The sequence below is a fragment of the Kitasatospora cystarginea genome, from assembly GCF_039533515.1.
Classification (GTDB): Bacteria; Actinomycetota; Actinomycetes; order Streptomycetales; family Streptomycetaceae; genus Kitasatospora; species Kitasatospora cystarginea.
Genome location: NZ_BAAATR010000036.1, coordinates 25,004 through 44,982, shown reverse-complemented (window position 1 = coordinate 44,982; position 19,979 = coordinate 25,004). Strand labels below are relative to the sequence as shown.

The 19,979-nt window shown below is 69.7% G+C and carries 20 protein-coding genes; 19 read left to right on the top strand and 1 reads right to left on the bottom strand.

Annotated features, from left to right (window positions below):
• The first annotated feature begins 158 nt into the window (after positions 1–158).
• The 18 genes from proS (at position 159) to ABD369_RS30480 (ending at position 17,559) form a co-directional block, all read left to right on the top strand.
• On the top strand, positions 159–1,571 hold the full coding sequence (gene proS, locus ABD369_RS30565) for a proline--tRNA ligase (RefSeq protein ID WP_344639823.1): 1,413 nt from the start codon (positions 159–161) through the stop codon (positions 1,569–1,571).
• 432 nt (positions 1,572–2,003) lie between these two features.
• A complete protein-coding gene (locus ABD369_RS30560) occupies positions 2,004–2,582 on the top strand; it encodes a hypothetical protein (protein ID WP_344639822.1) in 579 nt (192 codons plus the stop codon).
• 595 nt (positions 2,583–3,177) lie between these two features.
• Entirely contained in the window at positions 3,178–3,609 is a 432-nt protein-coding gene (gene rpsP / locus ABD369_RS30555; RefSeq protein WP_344639821.1) for a 30S ribosomal protein S16, read from the top strand.
• Between the two features lie 2 nt (positions 3,610–3,611).
• Positions 3,612–3,851 carry an RNA-binding protein gene (locus ABD369_RS30550; RefSeq protein ID WP_030275689.1) on the top strand — a complete coding sequence of 80 codons (240 nt, stop codon included), beginning with the start codon at positions 3,612–3,614 and terminating at the stop codon, positions 3,849–3,851.
• 157 nt (positions 3,852–4,008) lie between these two features.
• Positions 4,009–4,698, top strand: coding sequence for a ribosome maturation factor RimM (gene rimM / locus ABD369_RS30545; RefSeq protein WP_344639820.1), 690 nt, complete (start codon positions 4,009–4,011; stop codon positions 4,696–4,698).
• Positions 4,699–4,703: 5 nt separating this feature from the next.
• Positions 4,704–5,522, top strand: a complete 819-nt coding sequence (gene trmD / locus ABD369_RS30540) for a tRNA (guanosine(37)-N1)-methyltransferase TrmD (RefSeq protein WP_344639870.1) — start codon at positions 4,704–4,706, stop codon at positions 5,520–5,522.
• Between the two features lie 153 nt (positions 5,523–5,675).
• Entirely contained in the window at positions 5,676–6,026 is a 351-nt protein-coding gene (rplS, locus tag ABD369_RS30535; RefSeq protein WP_344639819.1) for a 50S ribosomal protein L19, read from the top strand.
• A 398-nt stretch (positions 6,027–6,424) separates the two neighbouring features.
• A complete protein-coding gene (gene lepB, locus ABD369_RS30530; RefSeq protein WP_344639818.1) occupies positions 6,425–7,144 on the top strand; it encodes a signal peptidase I in 720 nt (239 codons plus the stop codon).
• 193 nt (positions 7,145–7,337) lie between these two features.
• The gene (gene lepB / locus ABD369_RS30525; RefSeq protein WP_344639817.1) at positions 7,338–8,144 is read left to right on the top strand and encodes a signal peptidase I; all 807 of its coding nucleotides are present in this window, start codon (positions 7,338–7,340) and stop codon (positions 8,142–8,144) included.
• 229 nt (positions 8,145–8,373) lie between these two features.
• Positions 8,374–9,375, top strand: a complete 1,002-nt coding sequence (lepB, locus tag ABD369_RS30520; RefSeq protein ID WP_344639816.1) for a signal peptidase I — start codon at positions 8,374–8,376, stop codon at positions 9,373–9,375.
• Between the two features lie 205 nt (positions 9,376–9,580).
• Entirely contained in the window at positions 9,581–10,285 is a 705-nt protein-coding gene (lepB, locus tag ABD369_RS30515; protein WP_344639815.1) for a signal peptidase I, read from the top strand.
• Positions 10,286–10,472: 187 nt separating this feature from the next.
• Positions 10,473–11,096, top strand: coding sequence for an NUDIX hydrolase (locus ABD369_RS30510; protein WP_344639869.1), 624 nt, complete (start codon positions 10,473–10,475; stop codon positions 11,094–11,096).
• Positions 11,093–11,419 carry a DUF2469 domain-containing protein gene (locus ABD369_RS30505; RefSeq protein WP_344639814.1) on the top strand — a complete coding sequence of 109 codons (327 nt, stop codon included), beginning with the start codon at positions 11,093–11,095 and terminating at the stop codon, positions 11,417–11,419. Before ABD369_RS30510 ends, ABD369_RS30505 begins: the two co-directional genes overlap by 4 nt.
• A 145-nt stretch (positions 11,420–11,564) precedes the next feature.
• Positions 11,565–12,047, top strand: coding sequence for a YraN family protein (locus ABD369_RS30500; protein WP_344639813.1), 483 nt, complete (start codon positions 11,565–11,567; stop codon positions 12,045–12,047).
• A 1-nt stretch (position 12,048) separates the two neighbouring features.
• Positions 12,049–13,701: a YifB family Mg chelatase-like AAA ATPase gene (locus ABD369_RS30495; protein WP_344639812.1), complete on the top strand. Its 1,653-nt coding sequence runs from the start codon at positions 12,049–12,051 to the stop codon at positions 13,699–13,701.
• Between the two features lie 236 nt (positions 13,702–13,937).
• The gene (dprA, locus tag ABD369_RS30490; protein ID WP_344639868.1) at positions 13,938–15,194 is read left to right on the top strand and encodes a DNA-processing protein DprA; all 1,257 of its coding nucleotides are present in this window, start codon (positions 13,938–13,940) and stop codon (positions 15,192–15,194) included.
• A gap of 495 nt (positions 15,195–15,689) precedes the next feature.
• A complete protein-coding gene (whiG, locus tag ABD369_RS30485) occupies positions 15,690–16,700 on the top strand; it encodes an RNA polymerase sigma factor WhiG (protein WP_344639811.1) in 1,011 nt (336 codons plus the stop codon).
• A 229-nt stretch (positions 16,701–16,929) separates the two neighbouring features.
• Complete coding sequence (locus ABD369_RS30480) at positions 16,930–17,559, top strand: TetR/AcrR family transcriptional regulator (RefSeq protein ID WP_344639810.1); 630 nt, start codon at positions 16,930–16,932, stop codon at positions 17,557–17,559.
• Between the two features lie 161 nt (positions 17,560–17,720).
• Here the strand turns inward: ABD369_RS30480 and ABD369_RS30475 are convergent, their stop codons facing one another.
• Positions 17,721–18,329, bottom strand: coding sequence for a M23 family metallopeptidase (locus ABD369_RS30475; protein WP_344639809.1), 609 nt, complete (start codon positions 18,327–18,329; stop codon positions 17,721–17,723).
• A gap of 758 nt (positions 18,330–19,087) precedes the next feature.
• On the opposite strand from ABD369_RS30475, the gene rpsB reads away from it, so the two are divergent.
• Positions 19,088–19,921 carry a 30S ribosomal protein S2 gene (gene rpsB, locus ABD369_RS30470; RefSeq protein WP_344639808.1) on the top strand — a complete coding sequence of 278 codons (834 nt, stop codon included), beginning with the start codon at positions 19,088–19,090 and terminating at the stop codon, positions 19,919–19,921.
• The last annotated feature ends 58 nt before the right edge of the window (positions 19,922–19,979 follow it).

Genomic DNA, 19,979 nt, shown 5'->3' with positions numbered 1-19,979 from the left:
CCCGGAAAGCTCCGCCCCCGAGACCAGCGAACAGCGGCCGAGCCCCGGCGTCCAGAGGGGTGCAACGGGGTATCCGCGCGCCGCGGTCGTGCGCCCCCTGCCCCGTGGGATCGAAACCGATTCACGGTCAGGCGCCCGATCCCCGTACCATCTGCCCCATGGCAAAGGCACCCGTTCTCACCCCCCAGGCGGACGACTTCCCGCGCTGGTACCAGGACCTCATCAACAAGGCCGAGCTGGCCGACAACGGTCCGGTGCGCGGCACCATGGTCATCCGACCGTACGGCTACGGCCTGTGGGAGCGGATGCAGCAGGAGATGGACGCCCGGATCAAGAAGGCCGGCGCCCAGAACGCGTACTTCCCGATGTTCATCCCGCAGCACTACCTGACCAAGGAAGCCGAGCACGTCGAGGGCTTCGCCCCCGAGCTGGCCGTGGTCACCCACGGCGGCGGCAAGGAGCTTGAGGAGCCGGTCGTGGTCCGGCCCACCTCCGAGACCATCATCAACGAGTACTTCTCCAAGTGGGTGCAGAGCCACCGCGACCTGCCGCTGCTGATCAACCAGTGGGCCAACGTGGTCCGTTGGGAGCTGCGCCCGCGCGTCTTCCTGCGCACCACCGAGTTCCTCTGGCAGGAGGGCCACACCGCCCACGCCACCTACGAGGACGCGCACGCGTACGCCTCGATGATCCACACCGACGTCTACGGCGACTTCATGACCAACGTGCTGGGCATCGACGTGGTGCTCGGCCGGAAGACCGCAAAGGAGCGCTTCGCCGGTGCCATCAACACCCTCACCCTCGAGGGCATGATGGGCGACGGCAAGGCCCTGCAGATGGGCACCAGCCACGAGCTGGGCCAGAACTTCGCCAAGGCGTTCAACACCACCTACCAGCTCCAGGGCGCCGAGCGCGAGTACGTCTGGCAGACCTCCTGGGGCGTCTCGACCCGTATGGTCGGCGGTCTGATCATGTCCCACGGCGACGACAACGGCCTGCGGGTTCCGCCGCGGCTGGCCGCCGTCCAGGCCGTGGTCCTCGCCATCAAGGGCGATGACGCGGTGCTCGCCAAGGTCCGCGAGATCGGTGCCCAGCTGGAGGCCGTCGGCGTCCGCGTGGTGGTCGACGACCGCACCGACACCCCGTTCGGCCGCCGCGCCGTCGACTGGGAGCTCAAGGGCGTCCCGGTACGCATCGAGGTCGGCCCGCGCGACCTGGAGAACGGCACCGCGATGCTCGCCCGCCGCATCCCCGGCGGCAAGGAGTCGGTCTCCATCGACGCGCTGGCCGCGCTGCTGCCGGGCATCCTGGAGGAGGACCAGGCCCTGCTGCTCCGTCAGTCCCGCGAGCGCCGCGAGGCCCGCACGGTCGACGTCGAAACCATCGACGAGGCCGTAGAGGCGGCCGCGACCGGCTGGGGCAGGATGTCCTGGGCCGAGCTGGGTCCGGAGGGTGAGGCCAAGCTGGCCGAGCAGGGCGTCTCGGTGCGCTGCATCGTCGCGGCCGACGGCTCGGTTCCGCTGACGGACGAGCAGGACGGCAACGTCGCGATCGTCGCGCGCGCCTACTGACGTTCCGATAACCGGTTCCGGCTCCGGTCCGGGTTCCGGGTTCCGGGTTCCAGGTCCTGGCTCCGGGTGCGGAGAAGGCGCTTGTTCTGCCGCCCGCAGACTGCCGGTTGAGACTACTGACCAGTCAACTGCCGGTCCTATGGAACTAGCGGTACGGTATACGGCCCGTGGCCTTGTCAATTTCCGACATTGCCACGGGCCGTCCGCCTTGGGAAGGCGCCGGTGTGCCCGTGTACACGTGCGGGGCCCGGCCCCAAGGCAAATCCAAGAGCCCGGCGAGGCTTGTTGGGCCCACAGTTGCAGGGGGTTGGTCTTGCGTCAGATCCAAGCAGCGAAATTCGCGCAGCGATGCGCATTCCTGAGAGTTTCCTGGGAATTCCCGGCGAAGGGGAACTCGCGGAACATCGGCTCTCACTCCATCGTTGGCATAGCGTGAGCACGACACAGCCTCTCGTTCTCGCGGCCGAACTGGCCGCCGCCTGGAGCGACATCCAGGCATACCACCAGGACCTCCCCGATCTCGCCTCGCCTGAGGCGCTGATCGGCGAGTCCTCCTCGGCCTGCGGCACCCAGCTCGGCTTCGAGCGGCTGCTGCACGAGGCCGCCCACGGCCTGGCTGCCGCGCGGGACATCCGCGACACCTCGCGGGCCGGGCGCTACCACAACCGCCGCTTTCTGATGCTCGCCAGCGAGCTCGGGCTGGCCCACCCGGTCGAGCCGCACGCCAGCAGCGGCTTCTCCCAGGTGACCATGCTCAAGGAGACCCAGGAGCGCTACGCCCAGACCATCGAGCGGCTCGATCGTGCTCTCGGTGCGCATCAGCTGGCCGTGGCCGGCGAGGGCGGGCAGCGTACGTTCCGGGGCCCGGCCGCGCGGCACGGCTCCTCGGGAGGCGGCGTCCGGGTCAAGGCGGTCTGCGGCTGCGGCCGGAACGTCCGGGTAGTGCCCTCGGTGCTCGCCCAGGCGTCGATCGTCTGCGGGGCGTGCCAGCAGCCGTTCCGGATCGCCTGAGTCCTCGGGCGTCGTACGGGTGGGGGCTCTTGCCGTCGGGGTGTCGGCGAGGGCTCTTCCCGTCGGGGGCGTCAGGGGCCGGCGGGGTTTGATCGGGCCTGGCGGGGCCTGAGGGAAGCGTTGCGGGTTCGGTCGGGTCGCCGGCGCCGCCGGGCCGGTGTGCGTGCTTGGCCGGCGTGCGTGCTGGCGGCGCCTGGGCGCGTCTTCGGCGGGTGGCGTCTTTTGATGGGGCGGCGTGTCGGGTGATGGGGCGGCGTGTCGGGCGGGATTCCGTCTTCGGCGGGGCGACGTGTCCGGAACCTCGGCGGTGTCGGTTGTTCGAGGTGCCTGTCGGTTCGAGGAGTGCGACTGACTGTCGGCTCGCTGGGATCTCCGGTGTTCTCCGCGCGGTCGTCGTTCCCGCCGGTGCGCCGTCCGGGGGAGGGCCCGATTCGGGGCGGCGACCGCGGTGTGGCAGAATGGACAGCTGAGTACTCGGCAGCCGGGCAGGACCCCTCTCTCCTACGGCTGGCGTGTCCCTTGAACGGCTGGCCGCGCAACCCCACGCGATGGCAGTGGCCGCTCACCCACGTCAACACCAGGAGAATCCACTCCCGTGGCAGTCAAGATCAAGCTGAAGCGTCTCGGCAAGATTCGCTCCCCGCACTACCGCATCGTCGTTGCCGACTCGCGCACCAAGCGTGACGGTCGCGCGATCGAGGAGATCGGCATCTACCAGCCGACCTACAACCCCTCGAAGATCGAGGTCGACAGCGACCGTGCCCAGTACTGGCTGTCCGTCGGCGCCCAGCCGACCGAGCCGGTGCTCGCCATCCTGAAGCTGACCGGCGACTGGCAGAAGTTCAAGGGCCTGCCGGCTCCGGCGCCGCTGAAGGTCGCCGAGCCGAAGGTCGAGGACTACTCGCACCTGTTCGCCAAGGCCGTTGCCGGCTTCGAGGACAGCACCACCGGTGTTGCCATCACCCCGAAGGCCAAGAAGTCGGACAAGGCCGAGGCTGACGCCGAGGCCGCTTCCACCGAGGCCTGATCGTGATCGAGGAAGCCCTCGACCACCTGGTGAAGGGCATCGTCGAGCACCCCGACGAGGTGCAGGTTCGTTCTCGCAACCTGCGGCGGGGTAACACCATCGAGGTGCGAGTGCACCCCGATGACCTCGGCAAGGTGATCGGCCGGGGCGGCCGGACCGCGCGCGCTCTGCGCACCGTGGTCGGCGCTCTCGGCGGTCGCAACGTCCGAGTCGACCTGGTCGACGTGGACAGCATTCGCTGACGCACAGCCGTCAGGCTTGGGGCCGGTCGGGACGCTCGTCGTCCCGACCGGCCTTCTTCGTTCCTTCCATGCTTTTCCTTCCGTTCTCGTTCCTTCGTTTTTCCGTTCCTTCGATCCTTCGCAGCGCAAGCCCAGCAACTTCAGGAGAGCGATCACCGTGCAGCTCGTCGTCGGCAAGATCGGCCGCGCCCACGGCATCAAGGGGGACGTCAGCGTCGAGGTCCGCACCGACGAGCCGGAGCTCCGACTCGGCCCCGGTGCGGTTCTGCTGACCGACCCGGCGTCGGCGGGGCCGTTGACCGTCGAGTCCGGCAAGGTGCACAGCGGCCGGCTGCTGCTGCGCTTCGCCGGGGTGAAGGACCGCAACGGCGCCGAGGCGCTGCGCGGAACCCTGCTGATCGCGGAGGTCGACCCGGATGAGCTGCCGGAGGAAGAGGACGAGTACTACGACCACCAGCTGATCGGCCTGGACGTGGTCCTGCTGGACGGCACCCCGGTCGGCGAGCTGACCGAGATCATCCACCTGCCCTACCAGGACCTCCTGACCGTGAAGAAGGTCGACGGGACGGAGGTGCTGGTGCCGTTCGTGGAGAAGATCGTTCCGACCATCGACCTGGAGAACCAGCGCGCCGTGATCGACCCGCCGCCCGGCCTGATCGACCCCGAGCAGGCGGTGGTGGCCGTCGGCTCGACGGAGGGCGACGCCGGTACGGAGCCTGTCGAGGGCGGTACCGCCGCAGTGTCTGCCGAGGGCGATGCCGGCGCGGGATCTGCCGGGGACGGTGCCGGTCCCGACAGCGAGGGCGACGCCGCAGGTGACGCCAGTGAGGGCAAGGCCGACGCATGAGTGAAATGCGGATCGACGTCGTCACGATCTTCCCCGAGTACCTGGAGCCGCTGAACGTCTCCTTGGTCGGCAAGGCGCGCGCCCGCGGCCAGCTGGACGTCCACCTGCACGACCTGCGCAGCTGGACCACGGACGTCCACCGCACCGTGGACGACACCCCGTACGGTGGTGGACCCGGCATGGTGATGAAGGCCGAACCGTGGGGGGCCGCGCTGGACGCGGTGGTCTCGCAGGGGCCCGAGGGCGCGGTTCCGACCCTGGTGATCCCCACCCCGAGCGGCCGTCCGTTCACCCAGGAGCTGGCCCAGGAACTGGCAGCGCAGCCCTGGTTGGCCTTCGCGCCTGCTCGCTACGAGGGCATCGACCGTCGGGTGATCGAGGAGGCCGCGACCCGGATGCCCGTGGTCGAGGCGTCGATCGGCGACTATGTGCTGGCCGGCGGCGAGGTCGCCGTACTGGTCATGGTCGAGGCGATCGCCCGACTGCTGCCCGGCGTCCTCGGTAACGCGGAGTCGCACCGGGACGACTCGTTCGCCCCCGGCGCCATGGCCGACCTGCTGGAGGGTCCGGTCTACACCAAACCCGCCGAGTGGCGTGGACGGGCCGTACCGGAGGTGCTGCTCAGCGGACACCACGGCAAGATCGCACGCTGGCGCCGTGAGCAGGCGTTCGCCCGTACTCTGGCCAACCGGCCCGACCTCGTCGATCGTTGGAAGTACGACGCGTTCGACAAGAAGGAGCGGGAAGCCCTCGGTGTTCTCGGCCTGGTCTGGGACGAGCAGCTCGGCCGATTTCGGTCTGCGGCCGATGCTATGGAAGAATGAGCGACTGTTGTCTGTCGTCGGGCTCCTCTCGTAGGGGCCGGTGGTCCGACGCCCCCGCCACGGGGGGAACGTCGAAGACCGAGGCGGCCCGCAGCACACCCCATTGAGACGAATTTCCGTGGGCGGCCCGTGGCGCCTGCGATGGAGAGCATCATGAGCAACAAGCTCGCTGCTGTCGACGCGGCCTCGCTGCGTACCGACATCCCGGCGTTCCGCGCCGGTGACACCCTGAAGGTTCACGTCCGGGTTATCGAGGGCAACCGCTCCCGTATCCAGGTCTTCCAGGGCATCGTTATCCGCCGCCACGGCTCGGGTGTCGGCGAGACCTTCACCGTCCGCAAGGTCAGCTTCAACGTCGGCGTGGAGCGTACCTTCCCGGTTCACACCCCGGTCGTCGAGAAGATCGAGGTCGTGACCCGCGGTGCGGTCCGCCGTGCCAAGCTGTACTACCTGCGTGACCTGCGCGGCAAGGCCGCCAAGGTCAAGGAGAAGCGCGAGAGCTGATCCGCTCACCCTCGGCTCTGCCGAGGGCCGGGTACGCCCGGACCGGGCTGAGAACCCTAGGGATAAGCTCAGCCCCGATGAGCACGCACGAACCTCCCGCGGACCGCGACGGCAGTCCTGCACCTTCGGGTGCGGACTCGCTGCCGCGGTCCGCGGTCGTTTCCGGCGAAGGTCGGCTCTCGGGAGAAGCCACGGCGGACATCGGCGGAGCCGGGGCCGGTGCTGAAGGAGCCGGGCCAAGTGCGGACGGAGCCAGGCCAGGTGCGGATGAAGCCGCACCCAGGGCAGGCGGAGCCGTTCCAGGTGCGGGCGAAGGAGCGAGGCCCGGTAGTGGTGGGACCACGGTCGGCCCGAGCCCTGCCACACCGAGCGCGGACATCGCCGTAGCCGACGCAGAAATGCCGCCGGACGATGCGGAGCACTCCGAGAGCGGGGCACGGTCGGCGGGTGGGGATCGGTGGTTCTCACGGACGTTCCTCCTGGGGGCCGGGCTCTGCCTGGCGACGTTGCTGCTGCTGAACTTCTTTGTCGTCCGCCCCTTCGGGGTGCCGTCCGAGTCGATGGAGGGCACGCTCCGACCGGGAGACCGCCTTCTGGTGAATCAGTTGGCATACGACTTCGGCAGGCACGTGCAGCGCGGGGACGTGGTGGTCTTCGACGGCATCGGCTCCTTTCTCCCGTACGCCTCCGAAGCGTCTGCCACACAGCGCTTTCTCGCTGGATTCGGACTGTCCTCCGGTAGTGACTCGGTCTATGTGAAGCGAGTGATCGGGATCGGCGGGGACCGGATCACCTGCTGCGGTTCCGACGGCAGGATCAAGGTCAACGGCGCGCCGTTGAATGAGTCGGAGTATCTGTATCCCGGTGACACCCCCTCGAAGGTGGCCTTTGATGTGGTGGTGCCGGCGGGGAAGTTGTGGGTGATGGGAGACCACCGGAGTGACTCCCGGGACTCGCGGGACCACCTCGGTGAGCCCGGTGGCGGCTTCGTTCCCGAGGCCAAGGTGATCGGCCGCGCGGACTGGGTGGTCTTCCCGATCGGACGCTGGTCTTCACTGGGGCGCCCTGCCGGGTTCACCGCTGTGGAGGGGACTGGTGGCCATGGGGGTCAGAGGTAGGGGTCGGCCGGTCGTTTCGCCGACCGGCTCGCCGGCTCTCGCAGCGACGGAGTCGATACCTGGATCAACGGCCGAGTCAGCTCCTCGGCCCGGGGCAGAGCAGGTTGCTGTTGTCCGAGGGCGTGCCGAGCGCCGACGGACAGCACGTCGAGCAGAGCGCCGCAGACGCCGGTCCCTGTTGCGTGAACTGCCCATGATCCTGGTGGTCGCATTGGTGATCGCGTTGCTGCTCAAGACGTTTCTGGTACAGGTCTTCGTCATCCCTTCCGGCTCGATGGAGCAGACCATCCAGATCGGTGACCGGGTGTTGGTGGACAAGGCCACTCCCTGGTTCGGCGCGCAGCTGCAGCGCGGCGAAGTGGTTGTCTTCAAGGATCCCGGCGGCTGGTTGGAGTCGGAGCACAAGCCTTCCTCGGACGGACCGGTGCTCCGCAGGGTGAAACAGGCCTTCTCCTACGTGGGTCTGCTGCCGTCCGAGGACGAGCAGGATCTGATCAAGCGGGTGATCGGTGTTGCCGGGGACACGGTTGAGTGCTGCGACGCCAAGGGCCGGGTCAGCGTCAACGGCACGCCGCTGGACGAGCCTTACGTCGCGCCCGGCAACGCGCCGTCGAGCCGGCCGTTCAAAGTCACCGTCCCGCCCGGAAGGCTCTGGGTGATGGGTGATCATCGGGATGTCTCGGCCGACTCCAGGTTCCACATGGACAGGCCCGGTGACGGCACCGTCCCGGTGGCCAATGTGATCGGTCGGGCCTTCGTGATCGCGTGGCCGATGGGACGCATGCGCCAACTTGACGTACCTACCTCATTTTCCGCGCTTCCTTCGTCCACGAGGACCTTCAATCCGCACGACTTCGACCGTGCTTCGGGCACCGCGGAATCGGCCGGGGCCAACCCGGATCCAGCGGAACCTCCGCTCGTTATGGGTGTGTTGGGCGTAGCTCCGTTCCTCGCGCGACCGAGGCGGGCGGTGGTCCGGCCCGGGTGGCCGGCCGGTTGATCACCGGATCTGCCGTGTGGGAGCGGTGGCGTGATGTCCTGGAGTGATAGAGAAGTGCTGGAGCGCTCGGTGCACGTTCCGGTTGCCTCCGGAGGCTGTGCCGGTGTCAGGAACGCCCGTGCTGGGCAGGCCTGAGGCGGGTTGACGGTCGGTCACAGAGCGTGGTGCCCGCTGTGCGGCACTGGTGAGCGCGGGCGCGCGGGCGTCCGCACAGCAGGGAGGAGATGTTGTGGGGGATCTGGTGATCGGCGCCCGCTCGGGGGCTCCCGAGCCGGAAGGCGCCGGTGGTCGTACTGTCCGGTCCGCCGAGTCCGCGCAGCCGCCGGAGCCCGGCGAGGGCGGATCGGCTTCCAAAGCGGGCGAGTCGGGCACCGGGGGACCGGACGACGGGGCTGCCAGGCTGGGTGGCGGCGACGGCGGAGACGGTTCGCCGAGCGCATCGGACGATGACTCCGAGGAGACTCCGGAGCCGCCGAAGCAGCGTTCCTTCTGGAAGGAACTGCCCATCCTGGTCGGCATCGCGCTGATCCTGGCGTTGGTGATCAAGACATTCTTCGTCCAGGCGTTCTCGATTCCTTCGGGGTCGATGGAGAACACTCTGCGGATCGGCGACCGGGTTCTGGTGGACAAGCTCACGCCGTGGTTCGGTGCGGAGCCGGAGCGCGGTGATGTGGTGGTCTTCCAGGACCCGGGCGGCTGGCTGGCCGACGAGCCCGTCCAGCAGAGTGGCAACTCCTTCGTCCGGGGTGTGCAGGACGTGCTCAGCTTCATCGGCCTCATGCCCTCGGCCAACGAGAAGGACCTGATCAAGCGGGTCATCGCAGTTGGTGGCGACACCGTCGAGTGCGAGGGCACCGGGCCGGTCAAGGTCAACGGGATCGCGCTGAACGAGCCGTACATCTTCCCGGGCAACACGCCCTGCGGTGACAGGCCGTTCGGTCCGGTGAAGGTGCCGGTGGGGCGGATCTGGGTGATGGGCGATCACCGGGGGAACTCGCTGGACTCCCGGTTCCACCAGGACCAGCCAGGCGGTGGGACGGTACCGGTGGGCAACGTGATCGGCCGTGCCTTCGTGGTTGCCTGGCCGATCAGCGACTGGGCGACGCTGCCGGTGCCGAGCACCTTCGACCAGAAGGGACTGGCCTCCGCGGCAGTGCCGTTCACGCCTCCGGTGGCTGGGGCGGGGGTCGCGCTGCCGGTGGTCTGGTGGCTTCGGCGGTCCCGCCGCTGAGACGTTCCGAGTCTGCTGTCGGGTCTTGCGCGGGCCGTGGTACCGGCGAGTAATCTGCTCGCACGTGCCACGGCCTGTCGGCTTTTCCGAGCCCGCCGCGGCGCACTCGTGTCGGGCGCGATTCGACCTGGAAGGGGCGGTGGCGATGAGCGGTGTCGTGGAGCACACGACTCCGGCGTCGGCAGCGGCCGGCAGAACGGGCGCGGTGAAACGGCGGAGCCTGGTCTCGGTACTGCACGGCCTGGTGATCGGCCTCGGCTTCGCCGCGATGATCGGCGGATTCGTGGTGATCGCACTCAACTACCGTCCGTACCGGGTCCCGACCGATTCGATGTCCCCTACGGTGCTCTCGGGGGACACGGTGCTGGCCCGCACGGTGAACGGCGGAGCCGTCGGCCGGGGGGACATCGTGATCTTCCGGGACCCGCAGTGGGGCGACCAGACGATGGTCAAGCGAGTGGTGGCGGTCGGTGGGGACACCGTGGCGTGCTGCGACTCCAAGCTGCGCCTGCTGGTGAACGGCAAGCCGATCGACGAACCGTACGTGGAGACGTCGGCGATGCCCGGAGCCGATTTCAAGACGATCGTCCCGGTTGGTCGGCTGTTCCTGCTCGGGGACTTCAGGGCGAACTCGCTGGACTCGCGAGCACATCTCGATGTCGCGAGCGGGACCGTCCCCGCAACCGACGTGACCGCTCGGGTCGAGGCGACGGTCTGGCCCTATGCCCGCTTCGCCGTGACCAAGCGTACGGTTGCGTTCGACGGACTCGGCGCGCCGCTGGCCGCCAGGCCGGGGCCGGTCGGCCCGGCGATGTACGCGATGGCCGGTGGCGCGGGGGTGGTCGTGCTCGCCTCGGCCGCCGGTGGGATCGTGTCGCTCGCCCGCAGGCTCGGACGCCGCAGCGGTTGATGAGCGCTTCGGTGGACCGGTCCACGCCGGGTGGCCGGGAAGTCCGGAGCGATTTGCCGGGCACGCCCCAGGGCAACGCGCGATCGGCTGGCTGAGGCGTCTCCTGGTGCTTCCGAGGCGAGCGGGATGCCTTCGGGTGCTCCCCGGGCGAGCGGGGCGGCTTCCGTAGGGTGTGGAGGTGACGGGGATGGTCGAGCGGCGGCGCGCGGCGCGGGTCCTGCTCCTGGACGGCGAGGGCCGGATCCTGCTCTTCCGCGGCACGGACCCGGCTGTCCCGGGCGTCAGCTGGTGGATCACACCCGGCGGCGGGTTGGAGCCGGGCGAGGAACCGCGCGATGCGGCACTGCGGGAGCTCGCGGAGGAGACCGGGCTGAGGGATGTCGAGCTGGGGCCGGTGGTGGCGTACGACACGGTTGTCTACTCCTTCCAAGGACGGCATTACGAGCAGGACCAGTGCTTCCACCTGGCCCGCCTCTGGGACGGTGGCCGCGAGAGTGGGGAGGGCTGTGGACCGGTGGATGGACGGGACTGCGGGCCGGGAAGCGAGACAGGAGTCGGAGCCGGAGGCCGGGGTACCGATTGGCGACCCGTCGCGTGCGATGCTGAGGAACACGCACAGCTGATGACCGCGCGCTGGTGGACGGTGCCGGAGTTGCGGGTGACCGAGGAGACGGTCTACCCGGCGGCGCTGGCGGACTTGGTCGACCGCCTGCTGAAGGACGGCCCGCCAGTCCTGCCGGTAAGGCTCTCCCGGCGGGTTCGGTGGTCCACAATGGGGTGGACCAGACGAGTTGAGGGGACGCCTGAATGAGTGCCGAGGATCTCGAAAAGTACGAGACCGAGATGGAGCTCAAGCTCTACCGGGAGTACCGGGACGTCGTCGGCCTGTTCAGGTACGTGATCGAGACCGAGCGACGTTTCTATCTGACGAACGACTACGAGCTGCAGGTGCACTCGGTCCAGGGCGAAGTGTTCTTCGAGGTGTCGATGGCGGATGCCTGGGTCTGGGACATGTACCGACCGGCCCGGTTTGTCCGCAAGGTGAGAGTGCTGACCTTCAAGGACGTGAATATCGAGGAGCTGGCGAAGAGCGACCTGGAGCTGCCCTCCGACGATGCGGCGTTTGGCAGCTGACATTGGTCCGGGCTCCGGCCCGATGTCGAGTGTTCTGCCCGGTATTCACTCTTGTGAGCTACTTGGGTTATCCACAGCCCAGGGTTATCCACAGGAATTGAGGACTCTCTGGCCTGAATGCGGCCGGATCGGCAACCTCCCTGGCATGGAGGTGATAGCCGTGCAGAGTTCCAACAACGGACTCGGCCGTTACGGCGAAGAAGTGGCCGCCCGGTGGCTCACCGCGGGCGGCCTGAGAATCCTGGAGCGCAACTGGCGTTGCGCAGAGGGCGAGCTGGACATCGTCGCCCTGGACGGCGACACGCTCGCCGTCTGCGAGGTCAAGACCCGTTCCGAGCGCGGGTTCCAGGAGCCGAGTGAAGCCATCGACCGGACCAAGGCGGAGCGTCTGCGGCACTTGGCCGAGCGTTGGCTCGGCGAACGCTGGCCGGCCCACTTCGACGGCCTCGCCCGCATTGCGACGGCAGCCGGGGAGGATCCGGCGGTCGAGCCCGGGGTCGAGGCGCAGGCGGCCCTGCTGGCCAGCCCGGCTCCTCTGCCACCCGGTGGGGTCCGGATCGACCTGATCGCGGTGGTCAACCGGCTGAAGGGCGCCGCCCAGGTCGAGCACTACCGCGGGGCGGTGTGAGGTGGCCTTCGCCCGGACGTGTTCGGTGGCGTTGGTCGGGGTGGACGGCGTGGTGGTCGAGGTGCAGGCAGACCTCGAACCCGGCCTCGCGGCCTTCACTCTGGTCGGTCTGCCCGACAAAGCCCTCACCGAGGCTCGGGATCGTGTTCGCGCGGCGGTGGTCAACAGTGGGGAGAGCTGGCCGCAGCGGAAGTTGACGGTAGGACTCAGCCCGGCCTCCGTACCGAAGAGCGGCAGCGGCTTCGACCTCGCCGTCGCCTGCGCGGTCCTGGCAGCGGCCGAGCGGCTGGAGCCGGCCTCCATCGCCGATCTGCTGATCATCGGCGAGCTGGGCCTGGACGGGCGGGTCCGTCCGGTGCGGGGAGTGCTTCCGTCCGTCCTCGCTGCAGCGGACGCGGGGTACAAGCACGTCGTCGTCGCGGAGCCGACCGCTGCCGAGGCCGCTCTTGTCCCAGGGGTCTCCGTCCTCGGCGTCCGCAGCCTGCGCCAACTGATCGCCGTACTCACCCAGGCACCGGTACCGGACGAGGAGCCGGATCAGCTGTCCGGGCGGCGCGATCCGTCGCTGGCTGGCCTGATGGTCCCCGGAGCCGGGGTCCACGGCCACCTGCGGGAGGGGGCCGCCAGGCTGGACCTTACCGATGTCACGGGTCAGTACGAGGCCCGCCGTGCCCTGGAGATCGCTGCCGCAGGCGGGCACCACCTCTACCTCAAGGGTCCGCCGGGCGCGGGGAAGACGATGCTCGCTGAGCGACTTCCCTCGCTGCTGCCGCCGCTCAGCCAGGCCGAGGCACTGGAGGTGACGGCCATCCACTCGGTCGCCGGGCTGCTGCCGCCCGACCGGCCGCTGATCGACACACCGCCCTACTACGCGCCGCACCACTCCACCACCATGCCGGCCATCGTCGGAGGAGGCAGTGGTCTGCCCCGGCCCGGCGCGGTCTCACTGGCGCACCGGGGCGTCCTCTTTCTGGACGAAGCCCCGGAGTTCCCCGTCAGAGTGCTCGACGCTCTGCGACAGCCGCTCGAATCCGGCGAGGTGACCATTGCACGAGCCGCCGGATCACTGCGACTGCCGGCCAGATTCCAACTCTGCCTGGCAGCAAATCCCTGCCCGTGCGGCCGCTTCTCCCAGCGGGGCGAGGGCTGCGAATGCACCCCGGCGATGGTCCATCGCTACCAGGCCAGGCTCTCCGGGCCGCTGCTGGACCGGGTGGACCTCCAGGTCCAGGTCGCCCCCGTGACGAGGGTGGAGCTGCTGGACGGCGGCAGAACGGCCGAGAGCACCGCCACGGTGGCAGCCCGGGTACTGGACGCGCGTGCCCGTGCAGCCGCCCGGCTCAGCGACACCCCGTGGCGTACCAACGCCGAGGTGCCGGGGCACTTCCTACGCACGCGGTGGAAGTTGGCGCCCGGTGCCCTCATCGATGCCGAGCGGGAACTGGAGCGCGGCATCCTGACCGCCCGAGGGCTCGATCGGGTCCTCCGGGTCGCCTGGACGGTCGCCGATCTGGTCGGCCGCGACCGCCCCACCAGGATCGACGTCCATACCGCCCTGGTTCTTCGAACCGGCGTCGAACGCGGTCTTCCGGCCACGACTCCCAAGCCGCTCGCCTACCAGGATCCCGACCTGTACCTGGGCGGCGAGAACTGACCAGCAGTCGGGGCCGATGAGCAGACCCGCCGATCTGCCATACCCATGATCGATCTGCCGTCCCCATGGAGGTGCAGATGAACCGCACCAGCGCTCCCGGCGACTCGAAGCCCGGTCGCTCGAATCCCGCCCGCTCCACGCCCGCCCGTAGGGCACTATCCGACAGACCGCCCGGAGTGCCGGAAACGGCTCCTTTGCCCCGATCCCCGTCAGCACGCACGACACCGAACCGCCCCCTGTCGGTCCAGCCGCCGCTGATCCCCTCGGCAGGGCCCAACCACCCCGGTCCGGCTAGTGCGGCCGACCGGTCGGCGGGCGAGCCCGTCCTCGGCTCGAATCCGCCGAGTCGCGAAGGACGGGAATCGGAGCGGCTCGCCCGAGCGGCCCTAGCCCGCCTCATCGAGCCTGGCGACGCGGTGATCGGGCGATGGCTCACCAAGGTCAACGCGCCCACCCTCATCGAGGCCATCCGTGCGCGCACGGTGCCCGGGTACCTCGATCTGGACGCCACCAGACTCGACGGATACCGGGCCAGACTCCCGGGGCTCGACCCCGAGGCGGATCTGGAGCGGGTGCACAGCCTCGGTGGGCGGTTCATCATTCCGGGCGACATCGAGTGGCCCTCACAGCTCGATGACCTGGGGGACAACAGACCTGTCGGGCTCTGGACCAGAGGTACCGGCTCGCTCCGCCTGCTCGCACTGCGCTCGGTCGCCGTGGTGGGTGCCCGGGCCTGCACCACCTATGGAGCGCACGTCGCCGGAGAACTGGCGGCCCAACTGGCCGAACGCGGCTGGGTGGTCGTCTCGGGCGCGGCGTACGGAATCGATGCCGCAGCTCACCGGGGCGCGCTCGCGGTCGGCGGCATCACCATCGGGGTCCTCGCCTGCGGGGTGGACGAGGCCTATCCGCCAGGCAATTCCGAACTCATCTCACGGATCGCCGAACAGGGCCTGCTGCTGAGCGAATTGGCGCCTGGCGAACACCCCAACAGATTCCGGTTCGTGCTCCGGAACCGGGTGATAGCGGCACTGACCCGAGGGACGGTGGTGGTCGAAGCAGCCCTCCGCAGCGGGGCCTTGAGCACGGCCCGCCGCGCCCGGGACCTCAACCGCCACACCATGGGCGTGGCCGGCCCGGTGACCTCGGAGCTCTCTGCCGGAGTACACGCCTTGATCCGCAGCGGCGGCGCCACACTGGTCACAGACGCCGCCGAGGTCGGCGAGTTGATCGGAGCCATCGGGGACGACCTGGCACCGAAGCGTTCCGGGCCCGTCCTGCCCAGGGACCACCTGGAGCCCGCTGTGGCAAGAGTGTTGGAGGCGGTGCCAGCCACCGCCGACGGTGCGCCCGTCGAGTGTCTGGCGCGCGCGGCGGGGCTGCCGCAGGACGAAGTGCTGCAGCGGCTCTACGAGTTGGGCTCGCTCGGTTTCGTGGAGCGGTTCGGGGCGCATTGGAGGCTCGTCAGGAGAACCCGACCTGCGACGCACTGAGACACCGGACGTCCCCGGGGACGCGCCGCTACGAGGTCCGGCGGGCGGGGCACCACCACGGCGCCCAGCAGGCAGCGTGCCCCTGGGCGAGGCCCCGACGGTCCGCAAGGCGTCACACCGGACCGTGTGCCGACGGGACAGCCCAGGCGGAGCGTAGATCCATGCCCTGCCGGATCACCTGCCGGCTGCCCGGTCCGACCGGGCCGAATCGTCCCGGAGGTGGTGAACCCGCCGCAGCGGTGGCGAGCGCAGAACGACGCGCCGGGCTCGCCACCGGTTCGAGGGACGACCGAGTGGCGGTAGCACACTGCAGCGAGTCGGTCACGCTACGCTCGCAGTGTCTCCTATCAGCACATGACTCGGCAGAACGGCGCAGACCAACGCATGCCCACACACATTCCCGGACATCGGGTAGTCGGTGGCCTCCGGTCCTCGGGAGGGCCAGGGGCCGAGGCGCGCCCCACCGCTGATCACCAGCCGAAGGCGCCAGGGGTGATGGGGCTGACCCGGCAGGCCGGGCGGCCACCGTCCTCGGGTGGCAAGGAGGAGACCTCGCCCCCGGTCGGTGCCCGGCCGCCGGCCGCCCGGCGCGGTCCCGGCAGTGCGGTACCCCCAGGTGCCGCGCCCGCCTCCACACAGGTGTCCGCCGTGCCGCCCGTCGCCGTACCGCCGTCCGCTGTATCCGCGACGCGGTCGGCTGCCACACCCGTGCCGGCCTCCGCGGCCGGCGCCCACGCGAGCGCCGAACGAACAGCCCTGGAGTCGCTCTGGCGCTCGTACAAGGAGACAGGGGATGCCAGGCTGCGCGAGCAGCTGATCCTTCACTACTCGCCGCTGGTGAAGTACGTGGCGGGCCGAGTCAGTGTCGGTCTCCCCACCAATGTGGAGCAGGCCGACTTCGTCTCCTCGGGGATCTTCGGCCTGATCGACGCGATCGAGAAGTTCGACGTCGACCGGGCCATCAAGTTCGAGACCTACGCCATCAGCCGGATCCGCGGCGCCATCATCGACGAGCTCCGGGCACTTGACTGGATCCCGCGCTCGGTCCGGCAGAAGGCCAAGGCGGTGGAGCGGACGTACGCCACCCTGGAGGCCCGGCTGCGCCGCACCCCGCACGAGCCGGAGGTGGCCGCGGAGATGGGCATCGCGATCGAGGACTTGCACGCCATCTTCAGCCAGCTCTCGCTCGCGAACGTCGTCGCCCTGGACGAGCTGCTGCACCCGGTGGGGGAGAGCGGCGACCGGCTGAGCCTCATGGACACCCTCGAGGACACCGGCGCGGACAACCCCGTCGAGATCGCCGAGGACCGGGAGTTGCGCCGCCTGCTGGCCACGGCGGTCAACACCCTCCCCGAACGGGAGAAGACGGTGGTGACGCTCTACTACTACGAGGGCCTCACTCTCGCCGAGATCGGCCAGGTGCTGGGTGTTACGGAGAGCAGGGTCAGCCAGATCCACACCAAGTCCGTGCTGCAGCTCCGGGCCAAGCTGACGGACATCCGCTGACGGAAATCCGCTGACGGCCTCCCATCGGCCGGCATCGGCTTGCGGGCCTCTGTCGGCTGGACATCGACTGACGGACTCTTTGCCGGCGGGTGTGCACAGACTGCCGAGATCGGCGGGCTGTCGGGCCCGCCCGCCCAGGACGTCCGGCGGCCGCCGGATGTGTGGTGCTGTACCGGGCGGTCATCGGTCTCCGTACAGTAGGAACGTGCCGAAAATCCGAGCAGCCACAGTGGCCGAGCATCGTCAGCTGCAGCGCGCAGCCCTTCTCGACGCTGCCCGGTCTCTGCTCACCGACGGTGGGATGGACGCCCTCACCTTCCCGGCCCTCGCGTCGAAGACCGGTCTGGCCAGGTCCTCGGTGTACGAGTATTTCGGATCGCGCGCCGCGGTGGTCGAGGAACTCTGCGCCGTGGACTTTCCGCTCTGGGCAGCCGAGATCGAGGCGGGCATGACTGCCTGCGACGGTCCGGAAGCCCGGGTCGAGGCCTATGTCCGCGGGCAGCTGGCGCTAGCCGGTGACCCGAGGCACCGCGCGGTCACGGCCATCTCGATGCTCGAACTGGACGCGGCGGCCCGAGAGCGCATCCGTGCCTCCCACGCCGAGCTGGTCATGTTGGTCGTTCAGGCCCTCCGGGAACTCGGACACGAGCAGCCCCGGTTGGCGGCGGCGCTGTTGCAGGGCGTGGTCGAGGCAGCGGTCCGGCAGGCCGAACGTGCCCCGGTCGAGGACGCGGTGGCCATCTCGGACGCCGCCGTCACCTTTGCACTGCACGGACTCGTCACCGAGGTGGCGACGGCGAAGAAGGTCATCGGGGTGGCGCCGGCGAAGACGGCCGAGTCCCCGTCCCGGACCGCCTGAGTCACGCCTGGCCGACCGGGGCTCTCCAGTCGTGCCCGCCACGCCGGGCGGCCGGCCCGGTCGAGGTTCTCGCGAGCCGTGCCCGCCCGCCAGGCCCATGGCTCGGTCCGTAACCGGCCGGCCGAGCTGACGTCACGCGGCTGATGTCATTCGGGCCGACGTCAGGTGCCGTCCAGCGGCAGGAGCCGCGCCTGGCCGCCTCCGAGCAACGCCAGAGGGTCGAGATAGCGCTTCCCGCGGAGCAGTCCCCAGTGCAGGCAGCCGGTTGCGCAGTGTCCGGTCCCCGTGGAGACCGTCCCGATGGCCTCTCCTGCCGCCACCGAGGCACCGATCGGAACGCTTCCGGTGACCGGCAGGTAGGTGGTCCGCAGCGGGGGTGTGCCGGAGGAGGGGTGGGTCACCGTCACCACCGGGCGGCCGGCGACCATGCCCGAGAACGACACCACCCCGGGTGCGGCGGCTCGTACCGTCGCGCCTTCCGGGGCCATGAGGTCCACCCCGCGGTGACCGGCCGCCCACCGCTCCGGTGGCGCGTCGAAACGTCGCAACAGGCCGGACCGTCCGCCGACCGGCCACGCACGGCCGGCACCAGGGCCGGGGCCGGGGCCGAGTGCGGACAGCGCGGACCAAGAACCGGCCCCGAGTGCGGGCGCGGCACCCGACGCCGCCACCGCATGGGCGGAGGGCGGCGGACAGGCCAGCATCAGGGCGGCCAGCAACAGCGTGAGCAGCATCGCCTCCAGGCGCCGGTCCGGCGTGGGCGGTGGCATGGCCGTGTCGGCGCCCCACCCGGCGCCGCCTCGGCAGCCGAATCGCGGCAGGCCCGGAAGCCTCGGACGGAAGCCCGGAAGCCTGCTGGCAGAACGCGAGCGCGCGTGGTGCGTCGTCCGCGCCCGCACCACAGCAGTGCGCACCACAGGAGGGAGAAGGAGGTTCGCCATGGCAGGAGGCTGCTGCCGGCCCGCCGACCTGGCCACCCCCGCCCCGATTCCTGTGGACAACCCCCGCCTGTGGAAACTCGCTCACCCGGGCGGGTGAAAAGACAGGGACACCCGCACCAAGCCCGTACCGACGTACCGAGCAGCCGACGGTCCGCAGGGCGGCGGGACGGCGCTCGGCGCTCGAAGGTCGGCGTCGAGACCGCCCACGAGCCCTCCGGCAACCGCGGCAAATCGGCCGGAGTCGCCCGCTGCGCGGCGCTTCCCGTACACTTCACACGCGACCCGGTCCACCCGGGTCGACTTCGCACGCCCCGCCACCGGTCGAATTGCGTCGGAAGGTGAAGGTCCGCACGGGCCGAAACCGCCCCCGACACATCCGGTGCGAGTGCCGCTCGGTCCACCGAGCCTGCCACGGCCTTCAGGCCGTCAGGGCCGGGTGGCTCGGCACGTTCGGGGCGTCAGGCGTGACGGTCACCCCGACCGCCACGGACAAACCGAGCCAGACCTGGCCGCTTCCCGACGGCGGTGCCCGACAACGGCAGCGACGAGGGCCGACGAGCCAGGCGCAACAACTGAGGAGCACGGCCATGGCCGTCGTCACGATGCGGGAGCTGCTGGAGAGCGGCGTCCACTTCGGTCACCAGACCCGTCGTTGGAACCCGAAGATGAAGCGCTTCATCTTCACGGAGCGCAACGGCATCTACATCATCGACCTCCTGCAGTCGCTGAACTACATCGACCGCGCCTTCGAGTTCGTCAAGGAGACCGTTGCCCACGGCGGCAGCGTCCTCTTCGTCGGCACCAAGAAGCAGGCCCAGGAGGCCATCGCCGAGCAGGCCACCCGCGTTGGCATGCCCTACGTGAACCAGCGCTGGCTCGGCGGCATGCTGACCAACTTCTCGACCGTCTACAAGCGTCTGCAGCGCCTCAAGGAGCTCAGCGAGATCGACTTCACGGATGTGGCCGGTTCCGGCCTCACCAAGAAGGAGCTCCTGGTCCTCCAGCGCGAGTACGACAAGCTGGAGAAGACCCTCGGCGGTATCCGCGACATGCAGCGCGTTCCCAGCGCTGTCTGGATCGTGGACACCAAGAAGGAGCACATCGCGGTCGGCGAGGCCCGGAAGCTGAACATCCCGGTCGTCGCCATCCTCGACACCAACTGCGACCCGGACGAGGTCGACTACAAGATCCCGGGCAACGACGACGCCATCCGCTCCGTCACCCTGCTGACCCGCGTGATCGCCGACGCCGTGGCCGAGGGCCTGAAGGCTCGCGCCGGTGTCGCCAAGGGCGACGCCAAGGCCGAGCCGGGCGCCGACCAGCCGCTGGCCGCCTGGGAGAAGGACCTGATCGAGGGCCAGAAGGCCGCCGAGGAGGCCCCCGCCGCCGAGGCGCCGGCCGCCGAGGCCGAGCAGGCCTGACGTACCAAGGGCGAGGGGCACCCGCCGGTACGACACCGGTAGGTGCCCCTCTCTCCAC